The organism is Mesorhizobium sp. M0768, from assembly GCF_040320195.1.
Lineage (GTDB): Bacteria > Pseudomonadota > Alphaproteobacteria > Rhizobiales > Rhizobiaceae > Mesorhizobium.
The window spans coordinates 54327-67435 of record NZ_JAMYPD010000011.1 but is presented as its reverse complement, the minus strand read 5'-3'; the positions used below and the strand labels follow the sequence as shown (position 1 = coordinate 67435).

Below are 13109 nucleotides of genomic sequence, written 5' to 3'. Positions count from 1 at the left end.
GGGGGAGCCAACGTTGCGACGGCGTACTGTGATGGTGCTCATGCCTGTTGTTCCATTGGCGGGACGTCCCCTCCCCCTTGAGGGGAGGGTCCGGCCGAAGGCCGGGGGTGGGGTCGCCTGCGAAGTGCGCCGACATCAAAAGAGCGTCGAGCACTGCCGCGATGACCCCACCCGGACCTGCGGTCCGACCTCCCCTCAAGGGGGAGGTTAAGGGGCTGCGGGGGTGGGGTCGTCTGCGAAGTGCGCCGACAGAAATGTCGAGCACTGCCGCAACGACCCCACCCGGACCTTTGGTCCGACCTCCCCTCGAGGGGGAGGTGGGCGCCGGCGCTTTACTTCTGCGGCGCCGAATCGATGATCGACTGCATGGTCTCCTGCGCGTTGGCGATGGCGCCGTCGACGTCTTCGCCGAAGAAGACCTCGTTCATCATCTGGTTCCACGGACCGTTGGCCGAGTTGATCAGGTCGTTGAACACCACCGAATAGGGCGTGCGGCCCTTGGCCATGGCTTCGGCGGCGACCTTGTAGCGCGGGTCGAGGTCTTTCAGCGCCTCATTGGCGATGTCGCCGCGCACCGGCAGGCTGCCGTATTTCGCCAATATGGTCTGGCCTTCGAGCGAATAGGCGAAGTCGAGGAACTCCTTCACCACCGCGACCTTGGTGGTGCCCTTGGTGACGACGAAATTGTCGCCGCCGGCAAACGACGACCAGCCGCCATCCTTGCCGGGCAGGAAGGTGATGCCGTAGTCGATATCGGGATATTGCGTGTTCAACGCGCCGATGGCGAAGGCGCCGGACGGCGAGATGCCGATATTGCCGGTGGCGAAGGCAGCAAAGAAGTTGGAGCCGGTGTCGGTCTGCGCGCCTGAAGGCACCAGGTCCTTCTTGACCATCGAACGGTAGAGGTCGATGGCGCCGCGCATTTGCGGCGTGTCCAGCGTCGCCTTGGAGCCGTCCTCGGTGAGGATGTCGCCGCCCGAGGCCCAGATCAGCGGCGTGAAGGTGAAGATGTTGCAGCCGCCGCAATTGCCGGAGAAATAGAAGCCCTTGATATCGCCGCCGAGCGCGTTGACCTTTTCGGCATCGGCTTCGATCTCGGCCCAGTTGGTCGGGCCCTTTTCCGGGTCGAGGCCGGCCTGCTTGAACAGCTTCTTGTTCCAGATCAGCACCGAGGAATCCGCCGAGAACGGCAGCCCATAGATGCGGCCCTTATAGGTGCCGGTCTTGACATGCGCCGGCGACAGGCTGGCGAAATAAGGCAACGATTTCGCCCAGTCGGTGATGTCTTCCAGCTGGCCGGCGGCGGCGAAGGACGGCGTGTAGATCAGGTCGAGCGACAGCGCGTCGGGCGCCGTGCCGCCGGCAGCGGCAGCACCATATTTCGGGATGATCTCGGCATTCGGGATGATGTCGAGCTTGATCTGGTTCTGATGCCCCTTGTTGAAGGCATCGACGACGCGCGGCATGAAGTTCGAGCCGTCGGCGCGAACCCAGATGTTGGCGGTGTCGGCGGCGGCCGAGCCGGCCGTTGCCAGCGTGCCCAAAATGCTCGCGGCGACGGCGAGCCCGGTAATGATGGTTCTCATGCTTCTCCTCCACATGGTTTTAATTTAGCGTCTTAATTTAGCCGCGCCCCCAAGCGGGTGACTATCGACACGGCCCGTTTCGTTCAGCCGTCCGGCGGACGGCCGCATGACTGACGCACCACCAGCCGGCACGGCAGTTTTCTGATGCCCGGCAAAGCGGGTTCGCCGCCGACGAGCGAAAGCAAGGCAAGGCCGGCCTCGCGGCCAAGTGCTGAAAGGTTCATGTCGACCGAGGTCAGCGGCGGGCGCGTTGCCTCGGCGACGATCTGCCAATTGTCGAAGCCGATGACGCCGACCTCGTCCGGCACGCAAATACCGCGCTCGCGCAAGGCGTCGATGACGCCGCGCGCGATCTGGTCGTTGCCGCAGAAGACGGCATCGGGTTTTTCGCCATCGCGTCCCTTGCCGTCGAACAGCGTCTTGACCGCCTCATGGCCCCAGGCCTCCGACCACGGGCCGAGCAGCGGCTCCATGACCGGCAGGCCGTTCTCGGCCAGCACTGCGCGATAGGCCTCGGCCCGCGCATGCACCACGGCAAAGCTCGCGGGACCGCTGACATGGGCGATGCGGCGCCGCCCGAGCCGGCAAAAGTGCTCGACCGCCAGCCGCGCCCCGCCGGCATCGTCGGAGACGAAAGCGATGGCGCCGGGATCGGGCTCGGTGAAGGCGTAGATCGCCGGAATGCCGAGATTGGCAAGGTCGACCGGCAGATGGCGGTCGATGCGCTTGCCGGTGGCGATGATGCCGTCGACGCGCTTGTCGAGCATGGCATCGACATGCAGCTGGGCAAGGCGCGGGTCGTCCTCGACATTGCACAGGAACACCGAGACGCCGGCATCGACCAGCGCATCGGAAACGCCGGCCATCAGCGGCAGCGAAAAGCGGCCATAGGTGTCGTTGGTCAACAGCCCGACGGTAAAGGAGCGCCGCCGCAAAAGGCTCTGCGCCAGGCTGTTCGGGCGAAAGCCAAGCCGCTGCGCCGTCTCGCGAATGCGCGTCCGCGTCTCGGCAGTCATCCGCCCCTGCCCGTTCAGCGCTTTTGAGGCGGTGGCGACGCTGACGCCGGCGAGTGCCGCCACCTCACGGAGGGTGACCGGCTGCTTGGCAGAAACAGGCGTTGGCTGCGCGTCGGACGCCATGATTTGGATATCGATCCTCCCATTTGAGAAAAGCTTTTCTCTTATCGGCCTGCGAGCCGCTGAATGGTGAAGTCAGCGGATGCCGGCAGAGTTGGGAAAAGGTTTTCTCAAAAGGAAGATTAGGGGAAGGATGCAAGGATGGCAAGAGGGAATGGCCTGGTTACAGGCATGCTCGGCAGTCAACTACGACTCGCTGCCCTGGGTCCAGGATCTGCCATGGGGGCTCGAAGGAAAGAGGGCGAGCAGCTTTGGCGTGCATTGCCGTTCAGCGGGCACCGCGACCGAATAATCGCGGTGCCGCAGTCTACCCGCAGAACTAGCAGTTCTCAGTCTGTGGATCGCACGCCTTGTTTTTCTGTTTCTGTGGCTTGGGCTTGACCGCCTGCTCGGGCTCGGCCTGCTGCTGCTCGGCCGCTGGCTGCTCCTTGGCCCTCCGCTTCTCAGGCTTGGCAGCCTGCTCCGGCTCAGCCTGCTGCTGCTCGGCAGCGGGCTGCTTCTTGGCCTTCCGCTTCTCAGGCTTGGCCGTCTGTTCGGGCTCAGCCTGCTGCTGCTCGGCGGCGGGCTGCTTCTTGGTCTTCGGTTTCTCGGGCTTGGCCGCCTGTTCCGGTTCGGCCTGCTGCTGCTCGGCGGCGGGCTGCTTCTTGGTCTTCGGCTTCTCAGGCTTGGCCGCCTGTTCCGGCTCGGCCTGCTGCTGCTTGGCGGCGGGCTGCTCCCCGGCCTTCGGCTTCTCAGGCTTGGCCGCCTTGCCGGGCTCGGCCTGCTGCTGCTCGGTGGCCGGCTGCTCCTTGGCCTTCGGCTTCTCAGGCTTGGCGGTTTCTTCGGGCTTGGCCTGCTCGGTCGTTGCAGCGCCTTCGGTCGGCTTCGATTTCCGGCCAGCCTGAACCTGCTTCACCTCTTCGATGTCTTTGAGCTTAGCTGGTTTGGCCTTAGGGTCGGCTTTCACCTCGCCCTCAAAGACAGCGACCCTATCGTTTTCCAGTTTGCCGGACTTCTCGGGCGCGTCGGTCTTGCTGACCTTGACAGCAGTCACCTTCTGGTTCGTCTCCTTTTCGATCACATCGACATCAATGACTTTGTTGATCACCACGTTGTTCTGGATCGTCACGTCGCCGGCCGGTTCGGCCGCCTCGACAATGCGCACAAACTCCGGCTCATCACGAACAACGACCACAGAAATGTCCGCGGCAAGGAATTCGCGGGTGGGGACCACAACCCAGTAATAATCCGGCGTCGTGTCGAAGGTCACCTCGATTGAAATCAAATCCGGATCGCGGCGGGGCGGCAGCGGCGCCCAAATGATGTGCTCTCTGTCACGACGCCAACTCACCCATGCTGGCGCCCAGCGAGTGCCCGGAACCCAGTACCAGCCGATATCGTCGGCATAGCCCCACCGGCCGTAATGGTACGTCGCCCAGCCGAATGGCTCGTCGGACACCCAGAGCCAGCCATACTGCTCGGTATAGACCCAGTGTCCAAGCGTGTACGGACGCCAATCGTCAGGCACATCAACCGGCACGAAAACGGTCGCTCCGTGATACGAGACCCAATCACCATAGGAAGACAGGTCTTCGTAGAACGTGCTGATCGAAACGGTGGTGGCAGCCCTTGCCTCGGACACAAGCGACAATGGCGCAATTGGGTTGGGAATCTCGACGACCGTGAGCAGGCAGGCGGTTACGCCGCCGAGCATCAGTCGCACCGCATGTTGGGCAAGGACGCGTTTCATCGTAATCTTCCTCCGAAACAGATCGCCCTTCATCGTACAAACCCGCCGGCTGCCGGATTGTTCCACTTTGCTGACGTTACCCGCATCCCCTCCCGTAGCGGCTTGGCATCGCACGATGATATTTGGGATCAGAGTTGCTTCATGAAGGCGGTGACCGTCACAAATGCGCGCCGAAGGCGCGGCGATAAGTCGTTGGTCAAAAGGCCGACGGTATCGGGCGAAAGCCAAGCCGCTGCGCCGTCCCGCCAATCCGGGTCCGCGTCTCGGCCGTCATCCGCCCCTGCCCGTTCAGCGCTTTTGATGCCGTGGCAACGCTGACGCCGGCAATGGCCGCCACCTCACGGAGGGTGACGGGCTGCTTGGCGGGCGTAATTTGGATATCGGTCTTCCCATTTGGGACTGCGGGATGCTGAGTGGTGAGGTCAGCGGGTGCGGGTGGGCCACTAGAGCCCCCGATGATGCGATGTCCGGCACATGAGGGGCTCATCACTCTTGATATCACGATGCAACAGCAGCTAGGACCGGCCCTATTTGTTACGAATGGTATCGATGTCGGATTGATCGCCCCGGCCTCGTCGTTCCAGAAAATGAAGGAGCAACGATATGTCTGAAAAGGAAGTCTTGTCTGTCATCCGGGGCCAGGAAGACGCAACTGCCAAGGGGGACGCCCGCGCCAACGTCGATGCCATGGACCCGGATGTCGTGGTTTTTGATCTGCCGCCGCCGCTTGCCTATCGAGGCGAACAGGCACGCGACATCGAAGGGATAAATGCTTGGTTTGCAACTTGGCGCAACGGCGTCACCGTTCACATGGCTGACCCGCAGCTCATAATCGACGGCGATCTTGCAGTGGCCTTCGGCCTGTCGCGCATGACTGGCATTAAGACCGATGGCACAAAGGTCGACTCCTGGAGCCGGCGAACCATCGTGCTAAGGCGCGTCGCCGGTTCTTGGAAAATCATCCACGAACATGCCAGCTTCCCTATGGCAATGGACGGAAGTGGGCGCGCTGTGACGGATCTCTTGCCGTAGTTCCGGAACGCCTAACCTCCTCAACAGGGATGTCGGCTTTCACGCGGCAAGGGTTCGTAGGTGAACGGTCGATTTGGCGGCCCGTTGCTGACAGTCAGCCTTTCGGCCGGAAGCGGCCAATCGCCAAGTATAGAATGACCCAACACCGGCCGCCCTTGGCGAGTGTGCTCCACCCATTGCCCTAGCGAATAGCGGCCTGACCGCCGCAGCCACGACCCGCGCAAGCCCTCCTGAACCCCAGCTGAACGCCGCCTTCAGCCTTAGTTCGAACGGCATCTCCTAAAAAGAAGCCGTTCAACCGCGGTCCCGTCCGCCAAAGGAGACGCTCTCATGATCCGCAATTCTTTCATCGCAACCGCGCTTGCCGCTCTTGTCGGTATCACTGCCGCCGCTCCGGCCATGGCCAATGACGTGCGCATCGAGCAATATGGCTGGTCGAACTCGGCCGGCGGCGCCCAGAACGGCTTCAAAAACCGTATCCGGGTGTATCAGAACGGCCGCTTCAACAAGGTGATCGGCCAGCAGCGCGGCCGCCACAACCTTTCGGCTATCGGCCAGGACGGGGCCGGCAACTACGGCGCCACCTACCAGAACGGCAACCGCAACGTGGCCGGCGTCGGCCAGTTCGGCTCCAACCACACCACCATTCTGACCCAGGACGGTAACGGCAACATTGCTGCCGGCGTGCAGGTGGGCCACGGCTGCGATGCCAATGTCAGCCAGGGCGGCAGCGGCAATGTCGCAGCTTTCGTCCAGGCCTGCCCATAAACACGGCAACGGCCTGGCGGCCGCGCAAAGATGCCGCGGCCGCCGCTAGCCAAGCCAAGGAGACGAACCATGCCCCGCATCGTCAAGCATTCCCGCCGCGTCATGGCGGCACTCGCCCTGATCCTGGTCCCGGCCGGCGCGCTGGCGACCATGGCCACCGCCGACCAGTCCGTTGGGCCGGTGCGCTGCGAGATCCGCGCCACGCCGGAAGGGGGCATCGTCTTGCTTGAGGCGCTTGCCTATGCCGACAGAAACGTGAGTGGCACCTATTCCTTCCATGTCGAAAGCACCGGTCGCACCGGCGGCACCAACATCGAGCAGGGCGGCGCCTTCAACGCCGCGCCCGGCAAGCCAGCTACGCTCGGCGCTGTCACGCTCGACGCAAAGGGCGGCGTTTACGACGCCAAGCTCGAAGTTGCGGTCGATGGCAAGAGCATCGGCTGCGCCGCGCGGGTCGGCGGCGCGACCTGATCGCACCGGCCAGTTCACGAAAAGGGCGTCGGCGTTCGGCGCCTTTTCTATGTGTGCCGAGCCGGGAAAAATGACTGAACGACAGCTGAACGACGGGTTCCGGGATGGTTCAGCCGCAATTCGGGAAGGTTGGCCATAGGCTGAGGCAGCCGGAAATGAAGACCAAGATGACCCGCAATATGTTCATAACCCTTACTGCCGCTCTCGTTGCCGGCAGCATCGGCCAGGTGGCGCTGTCCGCACCGGCCTACGCAGGAGGCTGGGTGTCGGTGACATTTGCTCCTGCCAACGCCCGCGACGCCGGCGCCCTGGCGACCGGCCTGCGCGTCTATTCGAAGTATCGCGGCCTGCACGGCGCCAGAATCCGTCAGTCCGGACACGGTAATGCTGCTGGCCTCGGCCGGAACGGCCGCGGCAATCTGAGCATCATCCATCAGGAGGGCAACGGCCATTCCGCCATCCTGAGGCAGAACGGCAACGACAACGCCTACGGTATTTTCCAGTTCGGAAGGAACACCGAGGCGAATGTCGTGCAGAACGGCGATGGTGGTGGCGGCGCCATCTTCAGCTACGGCTGGTAACGGCCGATAATCGGGGCGCGAGCGGGACTCGATCCCCTTGCGCGCGACCCAATCATTCGGGCCGAACATCTCGGCAGAGCCGAAGATGACCCCGCGGCTTCCTCCTTGGGAGGTTTTTCAACGCGGGCCGATGTCGACCCAGCCCGCACCCCTCGCGCTGCGGCCCACATCGAAAAACCTTCACCGATGCGGACCTTCTGCAGCGGCTTTTCCACGCATAGCAGACGTTCGACGGAACGGGTGGTCCTGCCCCGGCAAACACCGTTGATGTCAGATAAAGTGCGGCAGACAATGTCACGAGGAAGCGAGGCGACATTTCACGCTCCGCGACAGCCGGAAGTGATCGACAACTTTCCAACGTTTTCCTTCGCGATTGACCCATCCTGGTCAAACACCCCAAACCGGCGGCTGCATCACCGTTCCTCCGGCGGCTTGAGGTGCCGAAACTGCATCAGCAGCAGCAGATCGTAAGCGATCTTCAGTGCACCGCAGATGATCAGGGGCCAAGCCCGGAACGAGGCAGCGAACAGAGCGCCCGCCAGGGCGGGACTGGCTGCGGCAGCCAAACTGCGCGGTACCGATGTGAAGCTCGCGGCGGCTGCCCGCTCCGCCTCCGTGACGACCGCCATGACGTAAGATGAGCGCGTCGGGACGTCCATCTGCGAAAGCGCGGCACGGATCAGCAGCAGGGCGAGCGCCAGAGGGAGCGTCGGCGCAAGCGCCGCCAGCATCAGGGCGATGCTGGACGGAATGTGTGTGAACACCATCGTGTTGATGAGTCCGATGTGCCGCGACAGCCAGGCGGCAACGGGGAATGAGAACGCCGAAAGCACCCCGGACCAGAAGAAGAAAAAGCCCGCTTCCGAAAGCGACAGGTCGAATTTTTCGAAAAGCCACAGGGCAAGCAGCGACTGGACGAGGAAGCCGCCGGCAAAGGCATCAAGGCTAAAAAGGGCCGCAAGCCTGAAAACGATATTCCGCGAGGGGCCAAGCGCGGACGTGCTGCCGGAGTCCGACGTTGGACGGCGCTGCGGGATCTGCGCGTAAAGGAGACCGCCGAGCAGGCCCAGCAACGCATAGAGCACGAACATCGCCTTGATGCCGGTGAGTTGATCGAGGCCGGCTGGAGCCAGAAGATCAGGTGTCGCCGAAGCGAGCGCGCCAACCGCGGCTGCGAGCGCACCCACAAGGCTGTAGCGCGCGAACATCTTGGTCCGCGCGGCGTCGGTGACTTCGCGTGTGAGGACGGCATGCTCTAAGGGCACGAACACGCTGACGCTGCCGGCCGACGGGTTGATGGTGCCTGCGAAGGCGATCACCAAAAGCAGCGCGTAGTCGTGGACCACAGCAAAGGCCGTGCCGACCATCAGACTGGCGGCGGCAAGCAGGAGTTGGCGGTGATCGTGTCGGGCACCAAGGAGTCCGACGGCGATGGTCAAGAGCGCTGAACCGAGCAGCGATCCGGTTGCAATGATGCCGACCTGCAGAGGCGCGAAGCCTAATGCGAGGAGATAGACCGGCAACAGAACGGCCACGAAGCCATCGCCCATGTCGCGCAGGGCTCGGGCCGCAAAAAGAAAAGTCGCCGGGCGGATCTGCTGCACTGGTCTAGCCTGCCCTCATCACCTGCGTTGGCGTCAACGGCTTTGGCAGCGTCGCTCGACAGGGCTGGGACATCATGACGGAGTCGCGTTAGACATTCCAGCGAGACGAAGGCCATGAAGTTCGGGACGTGGGTCAGAATTCCCCGTGGTCTTGCTTTGGTAATGTCCAGGAAGGGGCGCATTGCTGCCATTCGCAACGAGAGAATGAAGGCCTCCGACGAGTCAGAAGTGCCCACCAACACGCTCCCACGCCGACGGTGCTTTCACTGCTTGTAGCAGTGCTCGCGGTGCCATTGTAGGAAATGAGGATGCGGGCGTTCAAAATGTCGACTGGGCGTAAGTGCTCGACCGGTTTTGTTTATGAATCCCTGCACGCTGTCGAGATCGTTGACCTGCCGGGAGATCATGATTTCCAAATCGTCGGATAGGCTGATCAACCCGCGATCGAACATCCAATGCGCGGTGCCGGACAATGCGATCCCATTGTTGATGATATCGGGACCATTGGCTTCAACCGGTCGAACATGCGCGGCGGAGACCTCCGCTCGGCCGCCGCCGTTTATCAACTTGAGTCCCGTGATCGCACAGCGCTCATCATAGGCGCGCAAGACGATGCGGCGAAAAATACGATCCCGCACGATTCGCGACGCAATGTAACTCACGCGATCACGGCTCTGCTCCAACTCAAATGGCGCCTGCTCGTCTTGAAAGCCAAGCGACGTCCCGATCTCATCAACGCGCGGCAGCAACGACTCATTGCTGCCCAGGCCGAGATCGATAATGCGGTTGAAGTCACTTAGACCGATTGGGCGGACGGCAGATTGGGCGCGACCGGAAATCCGTCCTTCCTCGTTGAGTACACTCTTCTCCACGATGCCATTCGCCCCGTTGAACGAAACAGGATTGGCGAAGTCGAGATAGGTCCCGGGCTCAATCAGAGCGAGGTACATGTCAGGCTTCGCAGGATCGGGGATGACCTGTTGGACTTTGGCTACGGCGAAATAGCCGCGGCTCTCTTCTACCTTGCTGGGCTCATAATAGATGATCCAGTCGCCTACGCATGCTTCGACGCGGCGCAGATACTGGCTAGGAAACTGGTATTGCTCAGCGGGGCGGTCGTTGTAGATCGAATCTGACCGGTGAATGAAGACCCCGAATCCCATGATCTTTTTACAGTTCGTTTTTTGGAGATATCTGCCTCAGATACCAATCCGATCTTGGGAGCTTAGTCCAGGTCGGAGAAGTTTTTCCCCACAGTATCGGTCTTTGGGAGCGAATAAGCGAATAGGGAAAGCCCTCCCCTTGAAAATGCGCGGCGCTAGTTGACGGTGCAGTTCGCACAAGACCCGCACGGCCCGTCCCGACAGAAAGGAACCCGCCATGCGAAAACTCATCGTCACCGAATTCATCAGCGTCGACGGATCGCCGAGGTCGAGAAGCTGCCGAGCGTGGCCTGGCGCGCCGAATGGCGTCGCTCTCCCGCGATTGATGCGATCGAGTTCGCAGCCACCAGGCGGAAGGCGCCCTTTCTTGCTGCTGCGGACTTCTTGATTCAGCCACAAGCCCAAATTGCTGGATTTGGCGGCCCAGGAAGTATACGCTTGGTTTTTGGTTCAGCGATGGAACAGAGACTAGCCGCAATTCTGGCTGCCGATATGGCGGGCTACAGTCGGCTAATGGAGGCCGATGAATCCGGCACGCTCGCACGCCTTCGGACCCATCGCATAGAACTGGTCGATCCCGCCATCGCGAAGAACAAGGGCCGGATCATCAAGACCACCGGAGACGGCATGCTCGTTGAGTTCCAGAGCGTGACCGATGCCGTGAAATGCGCCGTGGAAATCCAACAGCGTATGAAACGGCGCAATTCGGATGTGCCGCAAGAACGGCGCATCGAATTCAGGATCGGCATAAATCTCGGCGACATCATTTTCGACGATGAGGATATTTTCGGCGACGGCGTCAATATTGCCTCGCGCATCGAGCAACTCGCCGACGTCGGCGGTATCTGCGTGACCGCAGCGGTGGCGACCCAAATTGCCGACCGTCTCGAAATTGCCATGGAGGACCTGGGCGAGAAGACGTTAAAGAACATCAGCCGCCCGGTTCGCCTCTATCGCGTTGGGTTTGACAGTCCTGCCCTGCCAGAAGTCGAGGCAAAGCGATCCATCTCGAAACCTTCGATAGTGGTGCTGCCATTTACCAACATGAGCGGCGACCCCGAGCAGGAATTTTTCGCGGACGGACTGACCGAGGACATCATCACCGAACTGTCCCGCCACCATGAGCTGTTCGTCATCTCGCGCAATTCTAGCTTCGTCTACAAGAACCGCGCCGTGAACGTGCGCGAGGTGGCCGAGAAACTCACCGTCCAATACCTGGTGGAGGGAAGCGTCCGCAAGATCGGCGACAGGGTGCGCGTGACGGTTCAGCTCATCGACACGGCGAACGACGCTCATATTTGGGCAGACAAATATGACCGGAAGCTGGACGACATATTCGCGATTCAGGATGAGGTGACCGCGGCGATCGCAGCCACGCTGCCCGGTCGTGTCGAGGCGGCTCAGCGGGACCAGCTCGCGCGGGCGAAACCTGCAAACATGGCCGCGTATGAATGTGTGCTTGCTGCCAAGGTGCTGCATCACCGAAGCACGATTGCGGATAATGAACGCGCGCAAACCTTGATAGAAAGGGCCGTCACGCTCGACCCCGATTATGCCCATGCCCATGCCTGGCGGGCCTGCATTCTTGGCCAGGCCTGGGTCCATAACTGGTGCGAAGACAGGGATGCCGTCTGGAACAACATTATGACGGCGCTGGACAGGGCGCTGGCGCTGGACAACAACGATGCCGATGTCCACCGCATTCTCGCCGCAGTGAACGTGAACAACAATGAGCTGACCACTGCGCGCTACCATCAAGAGCGGGCGCTGGCCCTCAATCCCAATTACGACCTCGTGGTGGTGCAGCAAGGCGAGTTATTGACGTGGCTCGGGAGGCCGGAAGAGGGAATTGAATGGATCCGCAAGGCAATGCAGTTGAACCCGCACCACCCGGAGAGGTTCTGGAGCCATCTGGGAAAGGCGCATTTCGCCGCGCGCCAGTATGGCGAGGCGATCGAAGCTTTCATGCATCTGTCAACCATGGACGCGGCTCAGCACGCTTTCGCCGCTGCCTGCTACGGCTGGCTCGGCGACGAAATCGCGGCCGCGGCGCATCTAGGCAAGATCAGAACGCTCGATCCCCAATTCGACCTCGATTCATTCATCGCCACCCTGCACTTTGCCCAGGAGTCTGATGTGCAGCACGTCCGCGAAGGACTGCTGAAAGCCGGTATTGCCAACCTGTAGCCAGCCGGTGACTACGACCCAGATCCAATCGGCAAAAAAGACCGGCTCCCGATGCGGACCTTGTGGCATGACCGAACGACGGGCAGGTCGGAGAAGCTTTTCCCACGGTATCGGTCTTTGGAAGCGAACAGGGAAAACCCTCCCCCTGAAAAAGCGCCGCGCTAGTTGACGGCGCATGTCGCATAAGGCCCGCGCCATTCGGCCCTGCCAGAAAGGAACCCGCCATGAGAAAACTCATCGTTACCGAATTCATCAGCGTCGATGGCATTGCCGAGGTCGAGAAGCTGCCGAGCGTGGCCTGGAACGATGAGATGCAAAAGTTCAAGGACGACGAGCTTGCCGACAGCGGCGCCATGCTGTTAGGGCGCAGGACCTATGAGATCTTTGCCGGCTCGTGGCCCAAGGAGACCGGAGATTTCGCCGACCGGTTCAATGCGCTGCCGAAATATGTCGCCTCGACCAGCTTGCAGGCGCTCGACTGGCAGCCGGCCGAGCTGCTGCAGGGCACGTTGCCGGAAGCGGTCAGAGGGCTGAAGCAAGGCAGCGGCGGCAACATCTATGTGCATGGCAGCCTCAGCGTCGCGCAGGAATTGCTGCGCCATGGCCTTGTCGACCGCATCCGCCTGCTCAGCTACCCCGGTGCCGTCGGCCAGGGCAAGCTGCTGTTCCCGCCCGGCGCGCAATTGCCGCTCGAGCTGATCTCGGCCACGCAATTCAGCAACGGCGTGGTGGCGCTGGAGTATGCGGCTGGGAAGTCGTGATGAGCCAATCTCCCCCCTTGAGGGGGAGATGCCCGGCAGGGCAGAGGGGGGCGGTTCGACCGGGCTCGGCTCCTCTCTTGCGGCAGTGGGG

Annotated in this window: 11 protein-coding genes and 1 pseudogene; 6 read left to right on the top strand and 6 right to left on the bottom strand. The window is 61.9% G+C overall.

Annotated elements, in window-relative coordinates; all coding sequences use genetic code 11:
• Positions 1-332 precede the first annotated feature (332 nt).
• The 4 genes and pseudogenes from NKI08_RS16390 to NKI08_RS16375 form a co-directional block, all read right to left on the bottom strand.
• Entirely contained in the window at positions 333-1586 is a 1254-nt protein-coding gene (locus NKI08_RS16390; protein ID WP_352770860.1) for an ABC transporter substrate-binding protein, read from the bottom strand.
• A gap of 83 nt (positions 1587-1669) precedes the next feature.
• Positions 1670-2725, bottom strand: a complete 1056-nt coding sequence (locus tag NKI08_RS16385; RefSeq protein ID WP_352770859.1) for a LacI family DNA-binding transcriptional regulator — start codon at positions 2723-2725, stop codon at positions 1670-1672.
• Positions 2726-3041: 316 nt separating this feature from the next.
• On the bottom strand, positions 3042-4451 hold the full coding sequence (locus NKI08_RS16380) for a DUF6600 domain-containing protein (RefSeq protein WP_352770857.1): 1410 nt from the start codon (positions 4449-4451) through the stop codon (positions 3042-3044).
• Positions 4452-4665: 214 nt separating this feature from the next.
• Positions 4666-4830 (bottom strand): annotated as a pseudogene (locus NKI08_RS16375) (LacI family DNA-binding transcriptional regulator); the annotation flags it as partial.
• Between the two features lie 224 nt (positions 4831-5054).
• On the opposite strand from NKI08_RS16375, the gene NKI08_RS16370 reads away from it, so the two are divergent.
• From NKI08_RS16370 to NKI08_RS16355, 4 genes are all read left to right on the top strand, one after another.
• Complete coding sequence (locus tag NKI08_RS16370; RefSeq protein WP_352452313.1) at positions 5055-5483, top strand: YybH family protein; 429 nt, start codon at positions 5055-5057, stop codon at positions 5481-5483.
• A 330-nt stretch (positions 5484-5813) separates the two neighbouring features.
• Positions 5814-6251 carry a curlin gene (locus NKI08_RS16365; RefSeq protein WP_352452314.1) on the top strand — a complete coding sequence of 146 codons (438 nt, stop codon included), beginning with the start codon at positions 5814-5816 and terminating at the stop codon, positions 6249-6251.
• A gap of 69 nt (positions 6252-6320) precedes the next feature.
• Entirely contained in the window at positions 6321-6722 is a 402-nt protein-coding gene (gene csgH / locus NKI08_RS16360; RefSeq protein ID WP_352770855.1) for a curli-like amyloid fiber formation chaperone CsgH, read from the top strand.
• A 167-nt stretch (positions 6723-6889) separates the two neighbouring features.
• Positions 6890-7303, top strand: coding sequence for a curlin (locus NKI08_RS16355; RefSeq protein WP_352770996.1), 414 nt, complete (start codon positions 6890-6892; stop codon positions 7301-7303).
• Between the two features lie 413 nt (positions 7304-7716).
• Here the strand turns inward: NKI08_RS16355 and NKI08_RS16350 are convergent, their stop codons facing one another.
• Positions 7717-8853, bottom strand: coding sequence for an MFS transporter (locus NKI08_RS16350; protein ID WP_352770994.1), 1137 nt, complete (start codon positions 8851-8853; stop codon positions 7717-7719).
• 317 nt (positions 8854-9170) lie between these two features.
• A complete protein-coding gene (locus tag NKI08_RS16345; protein ID WP_352624317.1) occupies positions 9171-10070 on the bottom strand; it encodes an HNH endonuclease in 900 nt (299 codons plus the stop codon).
• A gap of 456 nt (positions 10071-10526) precedes the next feature.
• On the opposite strand from NKI08_RS16345, the gene NKI08_RS16340 reads away from it, so the two are divergent.
• Both NKI08_RS16340 and NKI08_RS16335 read left to right on the top strand, forming a co-directional pair.
• Positions 10527-12257, top strand: coding sequence for an adenylate/guanylate cyclase domain-containing protein (locus tag NKI08_RS16340; RefSeq protein ID WP_352770992.1), 1731 nt, complete (start codon positions 10527-10529; stop codon positions 12255-12257).
• A 224-nt stretch (positions 12258-12481) separates the two neighbouring features.
• Positions 12482-13018 carry a dihydrofolate reductase family protein gene (locus tag NKI08_RS16335; RefSeq protein WP_352770853.1) on the top strand — a complete coding sequence of 179 codons (537 nt, stop codon included), beginning with the start codon at positions 12482-12484 and terminating at the stop codon, positions 13016-13018.
• The last annotated feature ends 91 nt before the right edge of the window (positions 13019-13109 follow it).

Excerpts from the sequence above, each read along its gene's own strand:
- NKI08_RS16370 (WP_352452313.1), top strand. The coding sequence starts at position 5,055 with ATGTCTGAAAAGGAAGTCTTGTCTGTCATCCGGGGCCAGGAAGACGCA.
- NKI08_RS16390 (WP_352770860.1), bottom strand. The coding sequence starts at position 1,586 with ATGAGAACCATCATTACCGGGCTCGCCGTCGCCGCGAGCATTTTGGGC.
- csgH (WP_352770855.1), top strand. The coding sequence starts at position 6,321 with ATGCCCCGCATCGTCAAGCATTCCCGCCGCGTCATGGCGGCACTCGCC.
- NKI08_RS16345 (WP_352624317.1), bottom strand. The coding sequence starts at position 10,070 with ATGGGATTCGGGGTCTTCATTCACCGGTCAGATTCGATCTACAACGAC.
- NKI08_RS16365 (WP_352452314.1), top strand. The coding sequence starts at position 5,814 with ATGATCCGCAATTCTTTCATCGCAACCGCGCTTGCCGCTCTTGTCGGT.
- NKI08_RS16355 (WP_352770996.1), top strand. The coding sequence starts at position 6,890 with ATGACCCGCAATATGTTCATAACCCTTACTGCCGCTCTCGTTGCCGGC.
- NKI08_RS16350 (WP_352770994.1), bottom strand. The coding sequence starts at position 8,853 with ATGGGCGATGGCTTCGTGGCCGTTCTGTTGCCGGTCTATCTCCTCGCA.
- NKI08_RS16340 (WP_352770992.1), top strand. The coding sequence starts at position 10,527 with ATGGAACAGAGACTAGCCGCAATTCTGGCTGCCGATATGGCGGGCTAC.
- NKI08_RS16380 (WP_352770857.1), bottom strand. The coding sequence starts at position 4,451 with ATGAAACGCGTCCTTGCCCAACATGCGGTGCGACTGATGCTCGGCGGC.
- NKI08_RS16385 (WP_352770859.1), bottom strand. The coding sequence starts at position 2,725 with ATGGCGTCCGACGCGCAGCCAACGCCTGTTTCTGCCAAGCAGCCGGTC.
- NKI08_RS16335 (WP_352770853.1), top strand. The coding sequence starts at position 12,482 with ATGAGAAAACTCATCGTTACCGAATTCATCAGCGTCGATGGCATTGCC.